22 protein-coding genes are annotated in these 23,661 nt (G+C 39.1%); 6 read left to right on the top strand and 16 right to left on the bottom strand.

The window, feature by feature from the left end:
* The first annotated feature begins 231 nt into the window (after positions 1–231).
* The 4 genes from Q1K78_RS03095 to lipA all read left to right on the top strand — a co-directional run bounded on the left by Q1K78_RS03095 (position 232) and on the right by lipA (position 3,580).
* Positions 232–1,407 (top strand): serine hydrolase, encoded by a 1,176-nt coding sequence (locus Q1K78_RS03095; RefSeq protein WP_300174315.1) that lies wholly within the window; start codon positions 232–234, stop codon positions 1,405–1,407.
* Positions 1,408–1,528: 121 nt separating this feature from the next.
* The gene (gene ybeD / locus Q1K78_RS03090) at positions 1,529–1,798 is read left to right on the top strand and encodes a DUF493 family protein YbeD (protein ID WP_012549745.1); all 270 of its coding nucleotides are present in this window, start codon (positions 1,529–1,531) and stop codon (positions 1,796–1,798) included.
* Positions 1,799–1,944: 146 nt separating this feature from the next.
* On the top strand, positions 1,945–2,622 hold the full coding sequence (lipB, locus tag Q1K78_RS03085) for a lipoyl(octanoyl) transferase LipB (protein WP_035470463.1): 678 nt from the start codon (positions 1,945–1,947) through the stop codon (positions 2,620–2,622).
* Positions 2,615–3,580, top strand: a complete 966-nt coding sequence (gene lipA, locus Q1K78_RS03080) for a lipoyl synthase (RefSeq protein ID WP_300174308.1) — start codon at positions 2,615–2,617, stop codon at positions 3,578–3,580. Before lipB ends, lipA begins: the two co-directional genes overlap by 8 nt.
* 102 nt (positions 3,581–3,682) lie before the next feature.
* On the opposite strand, the gene Q1K78_RS03075 is transcribed toward lipA, so the two are convergent.
* From Q1K78_RS03075 to Q1K78_RS03055, 5 genes are all read right to left on the bottom strand, one after another.
* Positions 3,683–4,939, bottom strand: coding sequence for a glutamate-5-semialdehyde dehydrogenase (locus tag Q1K78_RS03075; RefSeq protein ID WP_300174306.1), 1,257 nt, complete (start codon positions 4,937–4,939; stop codon positions 3,683–3,685).
* A gap of 14 nt (positions 4,940–4,953) precedes the next feature.
* On the bottom strand, positions 4,954–6,063 hold the full coding sequence (gene proB, locus Q1K78_RS03070) for a glutamate 5-kinase (protein ID WP_300174304.1): 1,110 nt from the start codon (positions 6,061–6,063) through the stop codon (positions 4,954–4,956).
* A 163-nt stretch (positions 6,064–6,226) separates the two neighbouring features.
* Positions 6,227–7,468, bottom strand: a complete 1,242-nt coding sequence (gene frsA, locus Q1K78_RS03065; protein ID WP_300174302.1) for an esterase FrsA — start codon at positions 7,466–7,468, stop codon at positions 6,227–6,229.
* Positions 7,469–7,610: 142 nt separating this feature from the next.
* Positions 7,611–8,069, bottom strand: coding sequence for a xanthine phosphoribosyltransferase (gene gpt, locus Q1K78_RS03060; RefSeq protein ID WP_045101484.1), 459 nt, complete (start codon positions 8,067–8,069; stop codon positions 7,611–7,613).
* 37 nt (positions 8,070–8,106) lie between these two features.
* Positions 8,107–9,399: an NCS2 family permease gene (locus tag Q1K78_RS03055; protein WP_300174296.1), complete on the bottom strand. Its 1,293-nt coding sequence runs from the start codon at positions 9,397–9,399 to the stop codon at positions 8,107–8,109.
* An 830-nt stretch (positions 9,400–10,229) separates the two neighbouring features.
* Between Q1K78_RS03055 and Q1K78_RS03050 the strand changes: the two genes are divergently transcribed.
* A complete protein-coding gene (locus tag Q1K78_RS03050; RefSeq protein WP_300174294.1) occupies positions 10,230–11,684 on the top strand; it encodes an aminoacyl-histidine dipeptidase in 1,455 nt (484 codons plus the stop codon).
* A gap of 77 nt (positions 11,685–11,761) precedes the next feature.
* On the opposite strand, the gene alr is transcribed toward Q1K78_RS03050, so the two are convergent.
* The 11 genes from alr to bolA all read right to left on the bottom strand — a co-directional run bounded on the left by alr (position 11,762) and on the right by bolA (position 22,411).
* Positions 11,762–12,973 carry an alanine racemase gene (gene alr / locus Q1K78_RS03045; protein WP_300174292.1) on the bottom strand — a complete coding sequence of 404 codons (1,212 nt, stop codon included), beginning with the start codon at positions 12,971–12,973 and terminating at the stop codon, positions 11,762–11,764.
* Positions 12,974–13,185: 212 nt separating this feature from the next.
* Positions 13,186–14,283 carry a DNA polymerase IV gene (gene dinB / locus Q1K78_RS03040; protein WP_300174290.1) on the bottom strand — a complete coding sequence of 366 codons (1,098 nt, stop codon included), beginning with the start codon at positions 14,281–14,283 and terminating at the stop codon, positions 13,186–13,188.
* Between the two features lie 136 nt (positions 14,284–14,419).
* Positions 14,420–14,653 (bottom strand): (Na+)-NQR maturation NqrM, encoded by a 234-nt coding sequence (gene nqrM / locus Q1K78_RS03035; RefSeq protein WP_300174358.1) that lies wholly within the window; start codon positions 14,651–14,653, stop codon positions 14,420–14,422.
* Positions 14,654–14,664: 11 nt separating this feature from the next.
* Complete coding sequence (locus Q1K78_RS03030; RefSeq protein ID WP_300174288.1) at positions 14,665–15,699, bottom strand: FAD:protein FMN transferase; 1,035 nt, start codon at positions 15,697–15,699, stop codon at positions 14,665–14,667.
* A 164-nt stretch (positions 15,700–15,863) separates the two neighbouring features.
* Entirely contained in the window at positions 15,864–17,090 is a 1,227-nt protein-coding gene (gene nqrF / locus Q1K78_RS03025; protein WP_300174286.1) for an NADH:ubiquinone reductase (Na(+)-transporting) subunit F, read from the bottom strand.
* A gap of 29 nt (positions 17,091–17,119) precedes the next feature.
* Entirely contained in the window at positions 17,120–17,716 is a 597-nt protein-coding gene (nqrE, locus tag Q1K78_RS03020) for an NADH:ubiquinone reductase (Na(+)-transporting) subunit E (RefSeq protein ID WP_300174284.1), read from the bottom strand.
* 7 nt (positions 17,717–17,723) lie between these two features.
* Positions 17,724–18,356 (bottom strand): NADH:ubiquinone reductase (Na(+)-transporting) subunit D, encoded by a 633-nt coding sequence (locus Q1K78_RS03015; protein WP_274445486.1) that lies wholly within the window; start codon positions 18,354–18,356, stop codon positions 17,724–17,726.
* Positions 18,356–19,123, bottom strand: a complete 768-nt coding sequence (locus Q1K78_RS03010; protein WP_300174280.1) for a Na(+)-translocating NADH-quinone reductase subunit C — start codon at positions 19,121–19,123, stop codon at positions 18,356–18,358. Before Q1K78_RS03010 ends, Q1K78_RS03015 begins: the two co-directional genes overlap by 1 nt.
* A complete protein-coding gene (locus tag Q1K78_RS03005; RefSeq protein ID WP_300174278.1) occupies positions 19,113–20,357 on the bottom strand; it encodes an NADH:ubiquinone reductase (Na(+)-transporting) subunit B in 1,245 nt (414 codons plus the stop codon). The genes Q1K78_RS03010 and Q1K78_RS03005 overlap by 11 nt, the downstream gene beginning before the upstream one ends.
* A 3-nt stretch (positions 20,358–20,360) precedes the next feature.
* Entirely contained in the window at positions 20,361–21,701 is a 1,341-nt protein-coding gene (locus Q1K78_RS03000) for a Na(+)-translocating NADH-quinone reductase subunit A (RefSeq protein WP_300174276.1), read from the bottom strand.
* Between the two features lie 395 nt (positions 21,702–22,096).
* Positions 22,097–22,411: a transcriptional regulator BolA gene (bolA, locus tag Q1K78_RS02995; protein WP_300174274.1), complete on the bottom strand. Its 315-nt coding sequence runs from the start codon at positions 22,409–22,411 to the stop codon at positions 22,097–22,099.
* Between the two features lie 92 nt (positions 22,412–22,503).
* Between bolA and Q1K78_RS02990 the strand changes: the two genes are divergently transcribed.
* Positions 22,504–23,649, top strand: a complete 1,146-nt coding sequence (locus Q1K78_RS02990) for a methyltransferase (protein ID WP_300174272.1) — start codon at positions 22,504–22,506, stop codon at positions 23,647–23,649.
* The last annotated feature ends 12 nt before the right edge of the window (positions 23,650–23,661 follow it).

The raw sequence follows: 23,661 nt of genomic DNA, 5'->3' as shown, positions 1-23,661 counted from the left end.
TGTAACTGGATATCATGCTAATTTTAGAAAGGCAACATTAATTGAACTAGTTAAAATTAGCATTGTCTTTATATAACAATAAGATACCCTTTAATTAAACCGTACACCTATACATTTTTATTAGCTGTCTTTTCATAGAAAATCAGTTATTTAATTACACATCTGGTCATGATATTCAAATCTGCTATTATGTATTCAGTTTTCACTACCTCACAGTGCAAAGTTATTATTATGAAAAATTCAGCAAAACAGTTAAAACGAATCATTTTATCGAGCTTAATTCTTGGCTCAACCGTTGCAGTTGCTGCACCAGCCGTTATCCCGAATGCACCTCAAATTGCAGCAAAGGGTTACGTACTAATGGATTATCATTCAGGAAAAGTTCTTGCAGAAAAGAACATGAATGTACGAATGAATCCAGCAAGTTTAACTAAAATGATGACAAGTTATGTTATCGGTCAAGAAATTGAGAGTGGCAACATCTCAATGGATGACGATGTAGTTATCAGTAAAAATGCATGGGCAAAGAATTTCCCAGGTTCTTCAAAAATGTTTATTGAAGTTGGCAGTACGATTAAAGTACGCGAACTAAATCAAGGCATTATTGTGCAATCAGGTAACGATGCTTGTGTTGCTATGGCAGAGCATGTTGCTGGCTCAGAAGATGCCTTTGTTGATTTAATGAATGCTTGGGGCAGAACATTAAAATTAGAGAACACTCATTTTGGTAATGTTCACGGCCTAGATACTAAGGACCTATATTCTACGCCTTACGACATGGCTCTTATTGGTCAAGCATTGATCCGTGATGTACCAGAAGAATATCGCGTTTATTCTCAAAAATCATATACATATAATGGTATCACGCAATATAACCGTAATGGTTTACTGTGGGATAAAAGCATGAATGTTGATGGCATCAAAACAGGCCACACTGATGGTGCGGGTTATAACCTAGTAAGTTCAGCGACTGAAGGCAAAATGCGCCTTGTTGCGGTTGTTATGGGTACAAAATCAGGTAATGCCCGTAAAGCTGAAAGTAAGAAACTTCTAAACTACGGTTTCCGCTTCTTTGAAACAGTGTCTCCACATAAAGCAGATGAGACCTTCGTTACTGAAAAAGTATGGATGGGTAGCACTGATGAAGTTGCACTAGGCGTTGCAGAAGACACTTATGTTACTTTACCTCGTGGTCAAGCGAAGAAAATGACAGCAAGCTTTGTTCTAGAAAAAACGCTAGAAGCACCTATTTATAAAGGTGATGTTGTTGGTAAGCTTTTCTACCAAGTTGATGGTGAGGATATTGCAGAATACCCACTACTTGCTCTAAATAATGTAGAAGAAGGTGGCATATTTAGCCGTCTAATCGATTATATCGTATTAATGTTTAAAGGTTGGTTAAGCTAATAACTAGCTAAGCAATTGATTAAAGGCGACCTCGGTCGCCTTTTTTATTTCCCTTGTTATCTGACTTAGGTCACAGTAAAATTACTTTCTAATATTTATCCACTCTCGATTGGAGACGGTTATGCAAGAGCAACCAAAGCTAAAAGATCTTCTTGAATTCCCATGTAAATTTACCTATAAAGCCGTTGGCCTTGCTCATGAAGACCTTCCTGTCCTTGTACTTGAAGTTATTCAACGTCATGCTCCAGGTGATTACACGCCACACGTAAAAGCAAGCGGCAAAGGTAACTACAACTCTGTATCTGTAAGTATTACAGCGACATCGATTGAACAAGTAGAAATACTGTATAAAGAACTTGCTGACATCGAAATGGTTCGTATGGTTCTTTAATATATTTGGTAGGTAATAAGCGTACTATTTAGTAGAAAATATTACCTGCCATTTTTAAATTTTGATATACCCCTACATTTCTTATCTATTCCTTCCTTTCTATCCTTGCTATCATTAGCCAAATTTTCAAATCAAGTGTGACCCTATTGAACAAGCGTCTAGTAGTTAAAAACCTTGGCCGACAAGATTATGAGCCGGTATGGAAAGCGATGCATACCTTTACTGATGAACGTGATGAAAACTCGTGTGATGAAGTATGGTTAGTTGAGCACAATCCAGTATTCACTCAAGGACAAGCAGGTAAAGAAGAACATGTTCTGGCTGCTGGAGATATCCCTGTCGTAAAAAGTGATCGTGGCGGGCAAGTAACCTACCATGGACCTGGTCAACTCGTCGCTTATGTTTTGATTAACTTACGCAGAAAGAAAATAGGTGTCCGTGAATTAGTCACACATATTGAAAACACGGTAATCAACACATTAAGTCAGTTTACTATTGAATCAGCAGCAAGACCTGATGCTCCGGGTGTGTATGTTGATAATAAAAAAATATGCTCTCTTGGTTTGCGTATCCGTAAAGGATGTTCATTCCACGGACTGGCACTAAACGTAAACATGGATTTATCTCCTTTCCTAAGAATTAACCCTTGTGGTTATGCTGGAATGGAAATGATACAACTGCACGATTTAATTAAAGAAAATGATACGGTAGAGAACAAAGCAGAACACGTTGAAGATGTTCACCCTTTACTTATTAAAGAATTAACAACATTACTTGATTACACTGATATTGAGTACATAACGGAAAGCAGCCATCATGAGTAAGCCAATTCAAATGGAAAAAGGCGTTAAATACCGCGATGCCGATAAAATGGCATTAATTCCAGTTAAAAACATGCCAACAGAGAAAAAAGAAGTATTACGTAAGCCTGAATGGATGAAGATTAAACTTCCATCAAGCAGTAAGCGTATTGATGAGATTAAATCTGCAATGCGTAAAAATAATCTTCACTCTGTATGCGAAGAAGCTTCTTGCCCTAACCTAGCAGAATGTTTTAACCACGGTACTGCTACCTTTATGATCTTAGGTGCAATTTGTACTCGTCGCTGTCCTTTCTGTGATGTTGCTCATGGTCGTCCAGTCACACCTGAAGCAGAAGAGCCAAAGAAATTGGCAAAAACAATTCAAGACATGAAATTGAAATATGTGGTAATCACGTCAGTAGACCGCGATGATTTACGCGATGGTGGTGCACAACATTTTGCTGATTGTAACCGTGAAATTCGTGAATTAAACCCAGAAATCCGTATTGAAACGCTAGTACCTGATTTCCGTGGACGTATGGATCGTGCATTAGATGCGATGCACAGCAATCCACCAGACGTATTTAACCACAACTTAGAAACGGCTCCTCGCTTATATCGTAAAGTTCGACCTGGTGCAAATTACCAGTGGTCACTGGACCTATTGAAGAAATTCAAAGAGCAACATCCAACAGTACCAACAAAATCTGGTGTGATGATGGGTCTAGGTGAGACGAAAGAAGAGATTGTTCAAGTACTAAAAGACTTACGATCTCATGGTGTAACGATGTTAACGCTGGGTCAATACTTAGCACCAAGTCGCCACCACTTACCTGTTGAACGTTACGTTCCACCGGCTGAGTTTGATGAACTAAAAGAGATCGCTCTTGAGCTTGGGTTTACTCATGCTGCCTGTGGTCCATTTGTCCGCTCTTCTTACCATGCTGATCTTCAAGCGAAAGGCGAAGAAGTTAAATAGTTCAGAATTCAGAATTCAGAATTCAGAATTCAGAAATGAAAAAAGGTTGACGTTTTTGCGTCAACCTTTTTATTTATTTGCTAGAAGCTTATTCAAGAGCGATTAACTACGGATTAGATAATCCGCTTTACCTACCCATTTGTAGCTTGTTAGCTCTTCTAAGCCCATTGGACCACGAGCATGAAGCTTCTGGGTAGATACTGCTACTTCAGCGCCTAAACCAAACTGAGCCCCATCAGTGAAGCGTGTTGATGCATTCACATACACGGCTGCTGAACCTGCGGTATTAATGAACTTTTCAGCAGATTCAATATTATTTGTTAAAATAGTATCAGAATGACTCGCATTATGTGTTTGCATATGAGCCGCTGCTTCATTTACATCAGACACCACTTTCACACCTAATGTGTAACTTAGCCATTCAGTATCAAAATCACCGTCTTGTGCTTCACGTAATGACACGTTTTTAAACTCTTTTAGTAACGAATAAGCTTTTGGTTCAGCAACCAATTCAACACGATCTGCCATTTTATTCGCTAATAATGCTAAGAATTGTGGAGCCACTGCCTCATGAACTAACAGTGTATCAAGCGCATTACATGCAGATGGGCGTTGTGCTTTTGAGTTATCAACAACCAACAAGGCTCTTTCTAAATCAGCACTGTCATCAACAAAGGCATGACTAATACCAAAACCACCGATAATCACAGGAATTGAGCTATTTTCTTTACACATTTTGTGAAGACCGGCACCACCACGCGGAATAATCATATCTACATAATCATCAAGACGCAGTAGTTCAGAAACTAATTCACGATCTGGTTTCTCAATGTATTGCACTGACGCAGCTGGTAAACCTGCTTTTTCAAGTGCTACTTGAATAACCTTTACTAACTCCATGTTAGAGAAGAACGTCTCTTTACCACCACGTAGAATACTTGCGTTACCGGTTTTTAAACATAATGAAGCTATATCAATGGTTACATTTGGACGCGCTTCGTAAATCACACCAATCACACCAATTGGTACACGACGACGAGAAAGCGACATACCGTTTTCAAGCATTTTGCTGTCAATTTCACTGCCAACAGGATCATTTAAGTTGATCACATTACGAACGTCATTAGCAATAGCAACTAAACGATCTTCTGTTAGTAATAAACGATCTTGCATTGCATCTGAAATGCCCGCTTCTACCGCTGCACTAATGTCTTTTGCATTAGCAGCAAGAATCGCCTCTTTGTTCGCTTCAAGTTCATCAGCAATAATCGCCAATGCTTTGTTCTTCTGGGCTGTTGGTACAACCGCTAAATCAAAAGCAGCGGCTTTTGCTGCCTGACCCATACTCGTTAAATTCACACTATATCCCTTTACTAAATCAGTACTAAATCATCACGGTGGATAGCTACAGGTCCATATTCATAACCTAATACTGCGTAAATATCCTGGCTGTGTTTACCTAAAATCTTATTTAAATCGTCACTTGAGTAACGAGAAATACCGCGAGCAACTAACTCACCTTTAGTATTTACAATCTTAGCAACGCCACCACGAATAAAAGAGCCCGAAATAGAGGTGATCCCTTTACTCAATAGGCTACTGCCTTTTTGCTGTACTGCATTGACTGCGCCGTCATCAATCACAATCGTACCATTAGAAGCAGGACCGGCTAAAATCCAACGTTTACGGCTCTCTAACGCACATTCAACCGGTAAGAATTTAGTACCCTGTGGTTTAGAATCCACCACATCACTAATGACATTCTCTGCGCTGCCTGCTGCAATAACCACTTCAATACCTGCACGGCGCGCAATATCTGCTGCCTGCAATTTAGTCGCCATACCACCAGTACCTAAAGTCGTACCACTACCACCGGCAATCTTACGTAATGTTTCATCGATGGTATGAACTTCTTTAATCAATTCAGCTTTTGGATCTTTACGTGGATCTGCGGTAAATAGACCAGACTGATCAGTTAACAACAACAATTTATCAGCACCAGCAAGAATCCCCACTAAAGCGGATAAATTATCGTTATCACCCACCTTAATTTCATTCGTTGCGACTGCGTCGTTCTCATTAACAATAGGAACAATGCCATTTTTTAATAAAGCTTGCAGCATGTCACGGGCATTTAGATAACGTTCACGATCATCTAAATCCGCTCGAGTTAATAACATTTGGCCGACGTTAACACCATAAATAGCAAACAAACTCTGCCATGCTTGAATTAAGCAACTTTGACCAACAGCAGCAAGTAACTGCTTGTTGGCCATGGTTTTGGGTAGTTCGGGGTAGTTAAGATGCTCACGACCGGCAGCAATCGCACCAGATGTAACAACAATAACTTGGTGGCCTAACTTTTTCAGATGGACACATTGGCGAACAAGTTCAACCATGTGCGCTCTATCAAGCTTTAATGTGCCACCGGTGAGTACACTTGTACCAAGTTTAACGACTATGGTTTGAGATTGTGTATTCAATTCCCTACTACCTATTTAACTAATAATGTTTTGAGTTACGAAATATAGTTATCGCAACAATAATGGAAAAAACACCCTATTTTTAGCAAGCAAATCAGAACAGTACAAGCCAAAAATACGATTTAATGATATTTCACTTTAATGAGAGAGATAAATAGTCAGATTATTGCTTCATTTCTTCTTTTATCCACTCAATCATCTGATTTAATGCTTCTTCATAGCCACTATGCAAAGTTTTACTTTTTAGCTCAACGCCTTTTCCGTACTGACTAAATAAGGCTGCTAATTTATTATCTGACTTAGGAGATACGGGGTCTCCTTGTAAGCCAATCGAAAGAACCGATACTGATGTTTTTCTACCACCAGAAAGAAAGCCTTGATTCTTCAAAGACCATGCCTGCATTTGACTGGTTAAGCTATTGATATCAACAACTTGTTTCCCTAAACGAGAAGCCAGTACATCTAAATACATTTTAGGCATCTTCCTCAATTGCGCAGAGTTCGATAAAATATGATGAATTGGAGCACCAAGAGCTACACACGCTTTTAATCTATCTGGTTCTAAAAAAGAGAGCCTTAATGCAACATTACCACCAAATCGAAATCCCATCACTGCCGCATGAAAACGATCAACCCACGGAATATTAGGTAAATGATTCAATACCGCTTGGTGTAAACAACTCGAATCCTCACTCAAAGGCCAATAAGAACTATGACCAACCGATGGCATATCAAGTGTTAACATTGCTATATTATTAGGAGCAAGAAAATCACGATATAAACGCCACATATCCGTTTGTAATGAATCCAAACCACCACTGACAATAACAACAGGTAATGGTTTTTCTGTACTTGGCAAATGCAAATAACAAGTGATTTTTTTTCCTTTATAAGGCACTTGGATCTTCTCTATTCGATGAGAACTTTGCTTTGCAGCCATATCATAAGCTTGATTTGCCAATACCTGAGATTGTGTTGCTAAATTATCGCCTTTTATATGTGGATAGCCTGCGATGCTAAAATACAAACTAGCTTTAAAACAGGCTTCTGCGGCTGCATCACCTTGCAATTCAGACGCATTCTTCTGATGCTTCATTCCTGCATGAATCCACTCATAAGCCCAATTGCCAGCGTGATAACCACTAACTGTATCCAACCATTCATCGCGAGTTCTATTTTTATCACTGCTCGCTATACGTGACAAAATAGACTCTAGCTCTATCGGCTCAACACCTTGCCAAATCCATTGAGGACGACGAAGTTCACGATACCAACGGCGCTCAGTCTTTACTGAAACCTGCTCTAAACTACTTGGAAGATAAGGGATCAAGCCGGATGTTTCTAAAGCTTGCTTCTGAGTTTTAAATAGGGTTACAGAGAGGTTTTCACTTTCAGGTTGAGTCATACAAACACCAATAATACAAAGGTTCATTGCCTTTACTATATACTGAAAGAAAGATGAGAAATACGAAGTTCGCGATAAAATTAAAGACAGGGCAAAAAAAATGACCCTACAAGAGAGTCATTTTTTATCAATTTGATTTCGATTACTTTTTACAAATAGGATCTACGTATGTTACCGCCATATCCCATGGTTGCTCAATCCACGTATCTTGTGGGATATCAACAACGTATGCATCAACTAGGTGAATGCCCGCAGGTTTAGCACATACTGTTACTAATTTACCTTTAGGGTACATTTCACGTAATTTAACAGCAGTATCGCCGCTATCAACAAGGTCATCAATGATGATAAAACCTTCACCATCACCTTCCATTGCTTTAACAACCGTCATATCACGCTGATGATCATGATCGTAGCTTGAGATACAAACTGTATCAACGTAACGAATATTTAGTTCACGAGCTAGGATTGCAGCAGGAACAAGTCCACCACGACTCACAGCCAAAATACCTTTCCATTGTTCCGCAGGAAGTAACTGTTCAGCAAGCTGACGAGTGTACATCTGCATGTTATCCCAAGTAATTACAAATTTATTAGCCATAAGTGACAAAACCTCTAAGTGACACAGCCATCAGCGACTATGCCGTAAAAATAAATTTCAGCGTGAATAGTGCAGCAAGAACCCAAACACTGATATGAACATCACGACCTTTACCACTTAACAGCTTAATTGCCGCATAAGAGATAAAGCCCAAAGAGATACCATCAGCAATAGAGAAGGTTAAAGGCATAAGTAAGCATACCACAACAACAGGGGCTGCTTCAGTAAGATCTCGCCAATCGATACTAACAAGACCAGACATCATTAAAATGGCAACGTAAAACAATGCACCAGCAGTAGCATAGGCAGGAACCATACCCGCGAGTGGAGAGAAAAACAGTGCTAGAAGGAATAAAAGACCAACAACAACAGCAGTTAAACCAGTACGACCACCCGCAGCTACACCTGCAACACTTTCAATAAATGACGTTGTATTTGATGTACCCAATAAAGCACCAACAGATGTTGCTGTTGAATCAGCCAACAATGCCTTATTTAAGCGAGGTATGTTTCCATCTTTATCCATGATCCCTGCTTTTTGAGAAACACCAACTAACGTTCCCGCTGTATCAAATAAATCAACAAATAAGAAAGCAAAAACAACCGTTAGCATGCTCAGCTCAAACGCACTAGAAAAATCCAATTGCATAAAAGTAGGCGCTATACTTGGTGGCATTGAAATAATACCAGCATATTGAACGTCACCGAAAAGCAATGAAATAGCCGTCACAGCTAAAATAGCGATCATAACAGCCGCTTTATAACCACGATGAACCAGCGCAATCGTCAAAAAGAAAGCCAATGCTCCCATTGCCGCAGGAAAGCTATTAATGTGTCCCATTGAAACAAGTGTTGCTGGATTATCGACAACAATACCTGAATTTTTCAAGGCAATAAAAGCAAGGAATAAACCAATACCCGCAGAAATACCAGTTCGTAAAGAAAGAGGGATTGAATTAATAATTAACTCTCTAATTTTAAACAAACTTAACAGTATGAATAAAACACCCGACATAAATACCGCAGCGAGTGCGACTTGCCATGTGTGACCCATACCGAGTACTACAGTATAAGTAAAGAATGCATTAAGTCCCATACCTGGAGCTTGAGCAATTGGGTAGTTAGCAACAAAACCCATAATAAAACAGCCAATAGCAGCAGCAATACAAGTGGCAACAAATACTGCACCTCTATCCATACCAGCGTCTGCTAAAATTGCCGGATTAACAAAAATAATGTAAGCCATCGTTAAAAAGGTGGTTAACCCAGCAATAATCTCAGTACGAACATCAGTACCGTTCTCTTTCAATTGAAATAGTTTCTCAAGCATTTGAGTCATCCCTAGCGTATTTTATGCAATCTAAACGTTTGCGTAATCGATTGGCTGAGGATTATAAAGAGGAATTATGGGAATTTCTAGCGATAGTTACCCATTTACTGTGTAAATAGTAAATAAAGTTAAAACGCTAATTTACAAATGAAAATCTTCACTATTATAATCAGTGAGTTAGTAATAATAAGATAGTTTATATGTAAGGAGGGGAATAAATTTGAGATAAAAAAAACGCCACCCAAATGATTTGGCTGGCGGAGAATTAAGTTACCCCAAAATGGGCTAAATTGAATTCCAATTATAGGGGTACTACATTACCGTATAAAACCCAAGTTTTATTAGTAACCAAAGCAAGCTGGGTATACAAATTGACTTGTGTAAACAGAGCGTTGGTTCCAGAAACTTGAAGAACTTAAAAAAGACATAACATCACCTTATCAATTGACATTTAAAAACAATAAAATTGATCTCGGTTCCTTGGAGGCGATAAATCGGACTCATCCTTTGAGCATTTACACTCTACTGCATCAGCAGAGAAGCTAACTATAGCACCGTGAAATTAAATTACAACAAAAAACATGATCGACGTCACATAAATCATCAATAACACTCAAGTAACGCTCTTATTTTGTAACTTTATTACGTAATCGTTTGCTATTTAAAAATAAATACATCCTCGCTATGCTTTCATAAAGTCTGATAACGTAATTACGATATCAAACAGAGTAATTGGCTAAATTCAGGGGTATACTGAGTTAAATAAATAATCAATTGCTCACGTTAATAGAGCATTTCTAAATAAATATAGCTTTCAAAAGGAGATCCTTGTGTCTGAGATCACTCAACTTAGCCCTCAACCACTGTGGCAGTTTTTCGACAAAATTTGTTCAATCCCCCATCCTTCTAAATATGAAGAAGCATTAGCTCAATATATTATTGAGTGGGCAACAAATGAAGGTTTAGAGGTTCGTCGTGATCCGACTGGTAATGTCTTCATTAAAAAGCCAGCAACAGCAGGAATGGAAGATCGTAAAGGCGTCGTTCTTCAAGCTCACATCGACATGGTTCCGCAGAAAAACGAAGATACTGACCATGATTTTACCAAAGATCCAATCCAACCATACATTGATGGTGAATGGGTTACAGCAAAAGGCACAACATTAGGTGCCGATAACGGCATGGGTATGGCTTCTTGTCTTGCTGTTTTAGCATCAAATGAGATCAAACACGGCCCTCTTGAAGTATTACTAACTATCGATGAAGAAGCAGGCATGACCGGTGCTTTTGGTTTAGAAGCTGGCTGGCTGGAAGGTGATATTCTTCTTAACACCGACTCTGAACAAGAAGGAGAGATCTATATGGGTTGTGCTGGTGGAGCGGATGGTTCAATCAAACTTGATATTGAACGTGAAACCTTACCTACTGGCTACACTACTCGTCAAATCACATTAAAAGGCCTAAAAGGCGGTCACTCTGGTTGTGATATTCACACTGGTCGTGGTAATGCGAACAAGTTACTAGGTCGCTTCCTTGCAGGACATGCTGTTGAATTAGGGCTACGCCTTGTTGAATTCCGTGGCGGTAGCTTACGTAATGCCATTCCTCGTGAAGCGTTCGCAACGGTAGCAGTTCCTACTGAAAATGAAGCTAAGCTAGCTGAGTTATTCACGTTTTACACAGAGCTGTTAAAAGAAGAATTAGGCCGAGTTGAAACAGGTATTGTTACCTTCAATGAAGATATTTCTGCTGAATATGTACTAACATCAAAAACTCAAGCACGCTTCATTGCCACTCTTAATGCGTGTCCAAACGGCGTTATCCGTATGAGCGATGACATTGAAGGCGTGGTTGAAACCTCTTTAAATGTTGGTGTTATTACAACAGAAGAAGAAAGCATTACCATTCTTTGCCTTATCCGTTCATTAATGGACTCTGGTCGCAGTATGGTTGAAGGTATGCTTTCATCAGTTGCAGAGCTAGCTGGTGCACAGGTAACATTCTCTGGTACTTATCCTGGTTGGAAGCCTGATGCTGATTCTGAAATCATGCATGTTTTCCGTGATGTATATGAAAGCATCTACGGCAACAAACCAAACATAATGGTTATTCACGCTGGTTTAGAGTGTGGTCTATTTAAAGAACCTTACCCTAACATGGACATGATCTCATTTGGTCCAACGATCAAATTCCCTCACTCTCCAGATGAGAAAGTGAAAATTGATACCGTTGCTCTTTACTGGGAACAAATGGTTGCTATCTTGGAAAATATTCCTAAGAAATAATGAGCAATCTTTAATCACATAAAAAAACGGTCAACATCTAAGATGTTGACCGTTTTTTATACATAAAATATATTGTATTAGAAATACACTTTCGGGTTTGTAGCACCCCAAATCACATACAGCTCAGGCATACTTCTGCTACTAAATGCTTCCATTTCTTTAGTTTCAATCATTTCTTCATTTTGAGAGCCAAACAGAACGACTTCATCACCCGGCTGAACATCCGCAATATCAGTAACATCAACCATGGTTGTGTTCATTGATGTCACACCGACTACATTCGCTTTCTGACCATTGATCAAAACATAACCGTTGTTACCAATAGAACGAACATAACCATCAGAATAGCCTAATGGTAAATTAGCTAAAATAGAATCACGACCTAATACATAAGTACTGCTGTAACCAATCGTGCTGCCTTTTGGCAAATAGTTTAAAGACGCTACTGATGTTTTAAAACGAACGATACGTTTAAATTCTGGATTACTTGGCATATCACCATAAAGTAGACCACCCGGACGAACCATATCTAAATGTGCTTCAGGTAGGTTAATCGTGGTGTAAGAGTTTGCTACATGCAGAGTGATGCTCTCACGCTTTAACTGAGCTTCATCAATAAGCCATTGGCTTTCTTTTTTAAATAAATCCAGTTTTATTTTAATTTCTTCAACTGATTCATTTGGAAAGTGCGTCATGATACCAACGATATTGATATAACCATTAAAAGCGATATTTAGCGCTTCTTTCTTTCCTTGTGTTTGAGATAAATCCAAGCCATTACGCCCCATACCACCAGCATTAATCGCTAAGTGTACGGGAATAATCGTATTATTTTTTTTAGCTAATTTAGCAATCGTATTTGCTTGTTCGCTCGAACCAATCAATTCTTCAATTTGATAGGTTAATCCTGATTCAATCTCATTAGGTGTTGCTGCTCGAACACGCATGATTTCGCCTTCGAAACCTTTTGCTCGAACAATGCGTGCTTCTTCATTACTGGTAATGCCGATACAGTCAACATTACGATCAATAACAGAAGACATTAATCCTTCAATACCATTACCATAAGCATCAGCTTTCATGATTGCACATACTTTTGTGCCTTCAGATAACGTCTGTTTTAATGTATCTATATTATGCTGGAATGCTTTTGTATCTATTTCTAACCATGCATTGGTTTGTTGAATTTTCTCTTGATTCGTTAACGTATCTAAAGAAAGTAGTGGCGCAGAAACTGCCACGGTAGGAAAAACTAAACTTAACGCCAATGCACATTTTGTAAATTTCATAAACAACCGTTTCGATATAATTATTATCTTATAAATTTGAAACGGAATTATATAGAGCTTATTTTCTAACCTCTAGATAAAACACTGTATATTACAAACACCCAAACTATACCTAACGACAAAGAAGCAAAAGTAAGTAAATCGATTACACTTACCTCTTGTTTTTCAAACACAAGGATCAACATCGCTACATCATAAAGAAAATAACGAGTCTAAATTAAACGTAATTGCTGAAAAACCTCTTTTTCCTTTAGCATGACACTAACCCCAATTAAACGGATTTCTCTGCCTTTTTTCCTTTCAAGAACTTCAATCAGTAACTCTTCAAAAAACGGTAAAGTAAGATCATGGTGCACATGCTCAATCGTCGTCTGCTGAAAATCAGCAAATTTAATCTTTATACCCTGTTTCGCAATATTTAATGAACCATTCGCTTTTAATAAGCGTTTCTCTAACTCAGGATATAAACGAGATTGAATCACCGCCCAGCACTCTTCAAATGAACTAATGTTGTGAGTAAAAGTTCTCTCTACGCCCACTGATTTTCTATTCCGTTCAGTGATCACTTCCCGCTCATCAATACCATGTGAGCGCTTCCAAAGCGAAGCCCCCATTTTCCCAAACTTTAACAGTAAATCTCGCTGATCACTCTTTTGGACATCACTACAGGTATACAAGCCAAATTGATGCAAGCGCTCTAAGCTGACCTTTCCAACTCCTGGTATTTTCTCTAACCGCAATTTATTTATTTCATCCATTACCGTATCCGGAGTGATGACGTATTGACCATTAGGTTTATTAAGATCCGAGGCAATTTTAGCTAAAAACTTAAGTGGGGCAATACCAGCAGAGGCAGTTAATTCAAGCTCATCAAAAATATCTTTACGTATTTGCTCGGCTATTAGTGTCGCTGAACCATGTAAAAGTGAACAGTTACTTACATCTAAATAGGCTTCATCTAAAGAAAGAGGCTCTATTTTATCGGTATAACGTCGAAATATACGGTGGATATGATAAGAGACCTCTTTGTATACCTGCATTCTTCCCGGAACAACCACAAGACTAGGGCAAAGCTTTAATGCTTTACCTGTAGGCATAGCAGAATGAATACCAAACTTTCGAGCTTCATAATTACAAGTACTTAAAACGCCACGCTGCCTTTCACTGCCACCAACCGCTAAAGGGATATTTCGTAATGCTGGGTTATCCCTCATTTCTACCGCTGCGTAAAAACAATCCATATCAATATGAATTATTTTTTGCTGACTTTTTTTTTCTACTAACGGTAAGTTTTGGGTATCGATACTCATATCATTCAACTGTATAAATAAACAGTTAAATAATAACGTTGAACTATTTAATATTCAAACTATATAAATAGACAAATAAAAAAACAGCACCATAAATTGATGCTGTTTTTATTTATATTCAATCGATTAACGGCTTTTATGCGATACGATCTTTTTCCCAAGCCGCTAATTTCTCAGCTCTAACCGCTTCCTTTGCTTCACGTTTTTTACGTGCATCACAAGGTTCGGGGCAATTACATACCTTATCAATACCAACAGCACCAAGGCCACCACAGCTTCCCTTAACGACTTTACGCTGCACAATATAGCCGATTGCCATTGCACCAATCACCGCTAGAAAAACACCAAATGTAATTAGAAAAGTATTCATCATCTACTCACTTATTTCAAAAAAGGTTTAAAGGCTTCAGAAGCAATTTCTTTAAAGCCATCTTTTGTTTTCACAATCATGAAAACAGGAATATTGTTTTTGTTGGCGATTTCCATGCCCTTTTCTTCCCCCAATACCATTAGGCCTGTCGCTAGTCCATCAGCGGTCATTGAAGATTTATCAAGTACTGTAACTGAGACCACTTTATTAGCGATAGGTTTACCCGTAATTGGATTGATAATATGAGAGTAACGAACGCCCTCTTTTTCAAAATAGATACGGTAATCACCAGAAGTCGCTACAGCATAATGTCCAGGTTCAATAATTTCTTGAATCGCTCTTTCATCTATCGATGGTTTCTCTATCGCAATACGCCAAGCAACATTTTCTTTATTATTACCCTTAACACGCATTTCACCACCGACTTCAACCATGTAGTTAGTTATGCCGAGTGATTCTAAATAATTCGCAACAACATCAACGCCCCAACCTTTTGCAATAGTTGAAAGATCGACATAAAGATTGGGAATGTTTTTTGTTACTGTTGTCGTTGTTGCACTTAAATGTTCAATACCAACGACAGCACGACGTGCATTTAATTCATCTTCTGTTGGAACAACTTCAGGGCGAGCTTCAGGACCAAACCCCCATAAATTAACAAGTGGACCAACCGTAATATCTAATGCACCTTCCGTCAGTTGATTTAAACGAATGGCTTCGTTGATTACTGTTGCCGTATCTTCCGAAACAGTAAATGGTGTTAAATCTGTGCTTTGGTTAAATAGACTTAGCTCAGAATCTTTACGGTATGTCGACATTTGATCATTAACGAGTTCTAGCTTTCTATCCACTTCTGCATGGATAGCTTCCGTTGCTGGTAAGCCATCTTTACTAATGAATTTAATATTATAACTTGTCCCCATTGTCGGGCCATTTATATATATCTGCTCACGTTGATCACCACAACCTGAAAGCAACACTAACGCTAAGCAAGACAATAAAACAATTTTAGTTTTATTCACTAAATGAGTAACACTGACAATCACTGCCAACTCCTTAATTAAAATATTTCAAAATAACGTAAACAATACACAGGAATATAGATTTACAAAACCTATAACCCTGTACTTTGTCAGGTTAAATATAGCTCATTAATACGAAAAAAGGCTGACTCAGTGATGAGTCAGCCAATATTTCTTACTTCAATGGATTAACCACCGAAGTCATCTAGTAAGATGTTTTCATCTTCAACACCAAGATCTTTAAGCATGCCGATTACAGCTGCATTCATCATTGGTGGACCACACATGTAGTATTCACAATCTTCTGGAGCTTCATGATCTTTCAAGTAGTTTTCATAAAGTACGTTGTGAATGAAGCCTGTGTAACCATCCCAGTTATCTTCTGGCATAGGATCAGACAGAGCACAGTGCCATACGAAGTTGTCATTGTTAGCCGCTAGGCCGTCAAAGTCTTCAACGTAGAACATTTCACGCTTAGAACGTGCACCATACCAGTAAGACATTTTACGAGTTGATTTAAGACGTAAAAGTTGGTCAAAGATATGAGAACGCATTGGCGCCATACCTGCACCACCACCGATGAATACCATTTCATTATCAGTGTCTTTAGCAAAGAATTCACCAAATGGACCAGAAATAGTACATTTGTCGCCTTCTTTTAAAGACCAGATATAAGATGACATAACACCAGGAGCTACATCTGGGTTATTTGGCGGCGGAGTTGCGATACGCACGTTAAGCTTGATAATGCCTTTCTCTTCTGGGTATGAAGCCATAGAGTATGCTCGGATCGAATGCTCTTTAACGATTGATTCGTAACGGAACAAGTTAAACTTATCCCAATCACCACGATATTCATCAGGAACATCAAAATCTGCGTATTTAATGTGATGCGGTTCAGCTTCAATTTGAATGTAACCACCAGCACGGAATGGAACTTCTTCGCCATCAGGGATAGCAAGAGCCAATTCTTTGATAAAAGTAGCTTCGTTATCATTAGAGATAACCGTACATTCCCACTTTTTAACACCAAAGATTTCTTCTGGAAGTTCAATTTCCATGTCAGTTTTCATTGCAACTTGACATGCTAGACGCTCACCTTCACGAGCCTCACCTTTTGAAATGTGATCAAGCTCTGTCGGTAGAATATCACCACCACCAGATTTCACTTTCACACGACACTGACCACAAGAGCCACCACCGCCACACGCTGATGATACAAATATACCTGCGCTACCAAGAGCGTTAAGTAATTTGCTACCAGGCTGTGTAATGATCGCTTTTTCAGGATCACCGTTTACAGAGATAGTAATGTCACCTGATGGTACTAGTTTAGATTTAGCGAATAAGATCACTAATACTAAAGCCAGTACAATAATGGTAAACATCGCTACACCAAGAATAATGCTTTGCATTTGTTATTCCTTATTATTGGGTGCTTACCCTACAGTTGAACACCAGAGAAAGACATAAAGCCTAACGCCATCAAACCTACTGTAATGAAAGTAATACCTAGGCCACGAAGACCAGGAGGTACATCTGAATATTTCATTTTTTCACGAATACCAGCAAGCGCTACAATAGCCAACATCCAACCAACACCTGAACCGAAACCGTATACTACCGATTCAGCAAAGTTATAGTCACGTTGAACCATGAAAGATACACCACCGAAAATTGCACAGTTAACTGTGATTAACGGAAGGAAAATACCTAATGCATTGTACAAAGGTGGGAAGAAGCGGTCTAAAACCATTTCTAGAATTTGTACAAGAGCTGCGATTACACCGATAAAGGTGATGAAGCTAAGGAATGTTAAATCAACTCCCGCAACAATCGCGTTTTCTTTCAATAAGTAAGTGTAAACAAGGTTGTTCAATGGTACTGCGATTGTCAATACAACAACTACAGCAACACCAAGACCAAACGATGTTTTTACTTTCTTAGACACAGCCAAGAAAGTACACATACCTAAAAAGAATGAAAGCGCCATGTTTTCGATGAAGATCGATTTAACAAGTAAACTAATATAATGTTCCATTCCGACCTTACTCCTTCGCTTCTACTTGTGCAGGCTTGATGATACGGATAGCCCAAATCATAAAACCAATTAAGAAGAATGCAGATGGTGCTAGAAGCATTAGACCATTTGGTTGATACCAACCACCGTTAGAAACAAGTGGCAGAACTTCAACACCAAACAGTTTACCAGAACCTAAAAGTTCACGGAAAAATGCAACTGTCATCAATACAAAACCGTAACCAAGACCGTTACCAATACCATCAATGAATGATGGAAGAGGTGCAGACTTCATTGCGAACGCTTCAGCACGACCCATTACAATACAGTTTGTAATGATCAAACTAACAAATACAGAAAGCTGCTTAGATATATCGTAAAGATATGCTTTCAATACTTGGTCAACAACGATTACCAAAGAGGCAATGATCGCCATCTGAACGATGATACGAACACTGTTTGGCATGTGATTACGAATTAGCGAAACAAATAAGTTAGATAAAGCAGTAACAAACATTACTGCAATTGTCATAACAAAAGCCGTTTCTAGTTTAGTAGTTACAGCTAGAGCCGAACATACACCAAGAACTTGCAGCGCGATCGGGTTGTTATCCAACACCGGCGCTAAAATGCTCTTTTTAATTTCTTTTGCGCTAGCCATTAGTTCAGACCTCCATCACGAACTTTAGCAAGGAATGGACCAAAGCCATCATTACCCAACCAGAAGTCAAACGTGTGTTGAACACCGTTAGCTGTTAGTGTTGCACCAGAAAGACCATCAACACCGTACTCAGAACCAGCTGGAGCACCGCCTTTAACAATCTTAATTGCAGGGTTATGATCTGCATCAAACAGTTTCTTACCTACAAATTGTGCACGCCACGCTGGGTTTTCTACTTCACCACCAAGTCCAGGAGTTTCCGTTTGATCGTAGTAAGTAAGGCCTGCAATTGTGTTACCGTCAGTCTCAACCGCAACAAATGCATACATCATTGACCATAAGCCAGTACCGTGAACCGGGATGATAACTTTAGATACTGTACCACCGCTCTTAACTAGGTAAACAACACCTAAGTTAGCACGACGAATGATCTTAGCTTTATCTTGTTCAGCAGTTAGCTTAATCGATTGTTCTGGATCTTTTGCTGCTTTACGTTGATCGTAAGTTGCAGCATCACCATCAACGAACTCACCTGTTTTAAAGTCAACAAGACGAGGTTCGATGTTCGCGGCAAATAGCTCAGGAATAGTACCAGAACCAGTCACACCAGCGACTTCAACAATTTTACTTTGCTTATCTAGAACGGCATTTGCTAGTTGCTTCGGCTTAAGAACAACCGCAGCAGTTGATACGATGATTGAACACACTAAGCTCAAACCAATAACAACACCGAGTGTTTTTTTAATGCTATCGTTATTACTTGCCATAGCGTTTTAGTCTCCGTTTCACGTTACCTTCAACGACAAGGTTATCAAACAGTGGAGCAAATAAGTTTGCAAACAGAATAGCTAACATCATACCTTCTGGGTATGCAGGATTAACTACACGGATCATTACAGCCATTGCACCAATTAGAATACCGTACCACCACTTACCTTTACTGGTAAATGAAGCCGATACTGGGTCTGTTGCCATAAAGATCATACCGAATGCAAAACCACCTAAAACTAGGTGCCAATGCCAAGGCATGCTAAACATTGCGTTTGTATCAGAACCGATAAGATTAAACAGTGTAGACACTGCAACCATACCAATCATAACACCCGCAATAATGCGCCAAGATGCAATACGCATATAAACGATCATTAGGCCACCAAGGATCAGAGCAAGTGTTGAAACCTCACCGATTGAACCTGGGATTTTACCAATGAATGCGTCCATCCAAGAGATAGTGTTTCCAGTGACAGTATTAACTAAGCCACCTTGACCGCCTTGTGCCCATTGGCTAAGTGCTGTAGCACCAGAGAAGCCATCAGCAGCAGTCCAAACTGCATCACCTGAAATTTGAGCTGGGTATGCAAAGAATAAGAATGCACGACCCGCAAGCGCTGGGTTTAGGAAGTTACGACCAGTACCACCAAAGATTTCTTTTGCTACAACAACACCGAAAGTAATACCTAACGCTGCTTGCCATAGTGGAAGAGTTGGTGGAACGATCAATGCGAAAAGAATAGAAGTAACAAAGAAACCTTCATTTACTTCATGCTTACGCACCATACAGAACAACACTTCCCAGAAACCACCAACAAGAAACACTGTTGCGTAGATAGGTAAAAAGTATGTTGCACCCAGTAGCATGCTACTGCCCCAACCAGCATCCGCACTCACGGTGCCACCAAGCATTTCAGTTAACCAGTAATGCCAGTTACCAGAAATTACAGCTGCTAGTTCCGCACCAGAATACATGTGCTCAAGAGCAACAATAGCTTGGTTACCAGCGTTGTACATACCCCAGAACATTGCTGGGAATACAGCAAACCAAACCATGATCATGATACGTTTTAAATCAACGCTATCACGAACATGTGAACTACCTTTAGTTACTGTACCAGGAGTATAGAAAAGTGTTGCTGTTGCTTCATATAAAGCAAACCACTTCTCATATTTACCGCCAGGTTCAAAATGATGTTCAACTTTTTCAAATAAATTTAAAAGGCTCATCAATTACCCTTCCTTCTCGATGGTATCCAAGATCTCACGAAGCATTGGACCATACTCATATTTACCAGGGCACACATAAGTACATAGACCTAGATCATCTTCATCTAATTCTAATGCACCTAAACGAACAGCACTGTCAACATCACCTGCACAAAGATCACGTAATAACATAGTTGGTTCCATGTCTAATGGCATTACACGCTCGTAACTACCAATTGGAACCATTGCACGATCACTACCATTAGTAGTTGTCGTCATGTTAAACACTTGACCTGAAAATAGGTGACTCAGGAAAGAACGAGTAACTGAGAATTTGTTTTTACCAGGGACAGCCCAGCCTAAAAACTCTTTCTCACGACCTTCACGAAGAACACATACTTGCTGATGGTAACGACCAAGGTAGGCATGAGGGCCTGACGCTTGAGTACCGTTTAATACAGAACCAGAAATGATTCGTACTTCACCAGGCATGACTTCACTGTCCGTTAATTCAAGTAAGCTAGCACCAATCATAGTACGAACTAAACGAGGATTATTTACGGCTGGTCCAGCTAAAGATACGATTCTGTCAGAGTAGATTTCACCCGTTAAGAATAATTGACCAAAAGCAATAACGTCTTGGTAGCCGATACTCCACGCCACATTATTTAAATCCACAGGATACAAATAATGCATGTGTGTACCTGCTAGACCAGCTGGATGCGGGCCATCAAATACATGTTCTTCAACATTTTTTTGAGAAGAGCGAGGTAAACTACCTCCTTTCTTACATACGTAAACCTTCTCACCTGTTAACACAGATAATAGGTCTAAGCCTGCAACAAAAGCGTCTTCTTGTTGGTTAATGATCACTTCTGCATCAGCTGCTAGAGGATTAGTATCCATAGCAGTTACAAAGATAGCCTTTGTTTCAGAATCGATCGCTGGAACCTTGCTGAACGGACGAGTACGTAATGCAGTCCATGCACCAGAATCAATAAGCTGTTGCTTAATCGCATCACGATCAAGAGAAGCCAACTGATTTGCTACATAGCTATTAAAAGTAACCTGCTCTTCGCCTTCAACTGTAATGACTACAGATTGAAGTACACGTTTAGCACCACGGTTAATTTCAACAACTTTACCACTTACTGGAGATGTAAAAATAACACCAGGATTCTTTTTATCAGCAAAAAGAATCTGACCTTTCTTTACTACATCTTCTACGCGGACATGCATCGTAGGACGCATACCAACATACTCTTCGCCAAGCAAGGCGACTTTAGTGATGGAATTACCATCATTAATCACCTGAGTTGGAACTCCTGCTATAGGAAGATCCAAACCCTTTTTTATTGTAATCATACGCACTTGCACTAATTTAATTGGGAAAAAGGATTCTATATAAGACACGACATTACTAATCATGTTCAGCGTTAACAATCAAAACCACCAACACCGCAACAATTTAGCAATATGCTTTTTACATAAAGACGAAAAAAGCTATTTTAAGGCGAAGGATTCTAGCATTTTTTATGGTGTAGATGCCACGTTCAATAGCCAGATTCCCGCAATTTTTTGCTCTTCATTGTTAGAAATCATTGAAATGGTTTAAGCATTTTAGATCCAGCGCACAATTATTGTTCAAAATCAAAAAATACCACCTTAGTAGTACTGATATCAATAGTTGCTCATATTTTAACAATTGAAGATGATATTTATTTATTTTATGTTAAAAACTAAACATTCTCGTTTCATTGTTAACTTTTTGAACCACCCATGCAGTTAGGCGATGATGGTACTTTTTCGGTATCTAATGCTTCCCACTCAGTTTCAGTATAAGTGTGGATAGCAAGCGCATGAATATGATTTGCTAATTCGTCCGCGAGAATCGCATTTATCATTCGATGACGAGCCAATAAACGTTTACCTTCAAATTCATCACTCACTACAATCACTTTGAAGTGACTCTCAGAGCCTTCGGGTACATTATGCATATAGCTCTCATTTAGCACTTTGAAGTACGACGATGACAGTTCTGTGTGTAATTTATGCTCAATTTGATGCTGAATCATATAATTCCTTTCTTTATTTGAATTCTTCTGTTTCCACTTTATACACCATTTGCGACAATAGCCAGAAGCGTACCCAACTGAAGATCTAAATTATGAAAACCGAATTGTGTCTGTTCGACCGAAGCCTAAATTTACAACGTTACCCAAAACGTGCTCAAGAATTATTACAAGCTTGGGATGCTGGTGATGAGTACATCATTAACCATATAGAAGAGTTAAACTTAGAAGATGGCAAAAACATCCTTATCTTAAATGATAATTTTGGTGCTTTATCTTGTTGGTTCTCTGAGAAGCATAACGTTACAATGATGACGGATTCCTTTGTCGCTCAACGTGGTACCTTAAAAAATCTACAACGTAACCAATGTAATCGTGTGCAGCTAATCACTTCAACAGAAGAGATGCCCCAAGGTTTCGATCTGGTTATCATGCAAATTCCAAAAAACAATCGCATGTTAACATGGCAACTTCAGCAACTTCGTCAATCAATGACGGTTGAATGTCCAATCATTGCAGTTAATAAAGCCAAAGAAATCCACAATTCGACTCTTGAATTGTTTGAAGACTTTCTAGGCGAAACAAAAACCTCTTTGGCTTGGAAAAAACACCGTTTAGTTTTTTCAAATGCCAATGCTACTAATCCTGCAACCATTGCAGAAGCAGTATGTTGGAGTGTCGACAATGAAGATATTGACCTACTAAACTACCCTAACGTCTATTCTGGTGAGCGTTTGGATCAAGGTGCTCGTTTTTTACTTGAACATATTCCTGTCGACCCAGAACTGCGCCACATCATTGATTTAGGCTGTGGCAATGGCGTGTTAAGTGTTAAAGCTGCCCAACTAAACCCAGAAGCTCGTATTACCTGTGTTGATGAGAGCTTTATGGCGATTGAATCAGCGCGTCGTAATTTAGAAGTTAATTTAGGTAAAGAGCGTCAATTCCAATTTATTGCCAACAACTGTTTAGATGGCTTTAAAAAGCACAGTAGCTATTTAGTGCTATGTAATCCCCCTTTCCACCAAGGGCAAGCCATTACCGACCATATCGCGTGGCAAATGTTCTGTGATGCTAAGCACATCTTATGTCAAGAAGGGAAGTTATTAGTTATTGGAAACCGTCATCTTGATTATGATGATAAATTATGTCGCTTGTTCGGTGAAGAAAACGTCACCACCATCGCGAGCAATTCAAAATTCGTTATTTTAGAAGCCGTTAAAGCTGAAAAATCAAAATAAAAAGGATATCCC

Origin of the sequence: uncultured Aliivibrio sp., assembly GCF_946479765.1 — a bacterium.
GTDB lineage: Bacteria > Pseudomonadota > Gammaproteobacteria > Enterobacterales > Vibrionaceae > Aliivibrio.
This window is presented reverse-complemented; position numbering and strand designations above follow the sequence as displayed.

Bases quoted from the DNA above. Each gene is read 5' to 3' on its own strand.
- Q1K78_RS03095 (WP_300174315.1), top strand. From the start codon at position 232: ATGAAAAATTCAGCAAAACAGTTAAAACGAATCATTTTATCGAGCTTA.
- Q1K78_RS03015 (WP_274445486.1), bottom strand. From the start codon at position 18,356: ATGGCTAGCGCAAAAGAAATTAAAAAGAGCATTTTAGCGCCGGTGTTG.
- frsA (WP_300174302.1), bottom strand. From the start codon at position 7,468: ATGACTCAACCTGAAAGTGAAAACCTCTCTGTAACCCTATTTAAAACT.
- Q1K78_RS02990 (WP_300174272.1), top strand. From the start codon at position 22,504: ATGAAAACCGAATTGTGTCTGTTCGACCGAAGCCTAAATTTACAACGT.
- Q1K78_RS03010 (WP_300174280.1), bottom strand. From the start codon at position 19,123: ATGGCAAGTAATAACGATAGCATTAAAAAAACACTCGGTGTTGTTATT.
- bolA (WP_300174274.1), bottom strand. From the start codon at position 22,411: ATGATTCAGCATCAAATTGAGCATAAATTACACACAGAACTGTCATCG.
- lipA (WP_300174308.1), top strand. From the start codon at position 2,615: ATGAGTAAGCCAATTCAAATGGAAAAAGGCGTTAAATACCGCGATGCC.
- gpt (WP_045101484.1), bottom strand. From the start codon at position 8,069: ATGGCTAATAAATTTGTAATTACTTGGGATAACATGCAGATGTACACT.
- nqrF (WP_300174286.1), bottom strand. From the start codon at position 17,090: ATGCAAAGCATTATTCTTGGTGTAGCGATGTTTACCATTATTGTACTG.
- Q1K78_RS03000 (WP_300174276.1), bottom strand. From the start codon at position 21,701: ATGATTACAATAAAAAAGGGTTTGGATCTTCCTATAGCAGGAGTTCCA.
- alr (WP_300174292.1), bottom strand. From the start codon at position 12,973: ATGAAATTTACAAAATGTGCATTGGCGTTAAGTTTAGTTTTTCCTACC.
- nqrM (WP_300174358.1), bottom strand. From the start codon at position 14,653: ATGAATACTTTTCTAATTACATTTGGTGTTTTTCTAGCGGTGATTGGT.
- ybeD (WP_012549745.1), top strand. From the start codon at position 1,529: ATGCAAGAGCAACCAAAGCTAAAAGATCTTCTTGAATTCCCATGTAAA.
- Q1K78_RS03055 (WP_300174296.1), bottom strand. From the start codon at position 9,399: ATGCTTGAGAAACTATTTCAATTGAAAGAGAACGGTACTGATGTTCGT.
- Q1K78_RS03005 (WP_300174278.1), bottom strand. From the start codon at position 20,357: ATGAGCCTTTTAAATTTATTTGAAAAAGTTGAACATCATTTTGAACCT.
- nqrE (WP_300174284.1), bottom strand. From the start codon at position 17,716: ATGGAACATTATATTAGTTTACTTGTTAAATCGATCTTCATCGAAAAC.
- dinB (WP_300174290.1), bottom strand. From the start codon at position 14,283: ATGAGTATCGATACCCAAAACTTACCGTTAGTAGAAAAAAAAAGTCAG.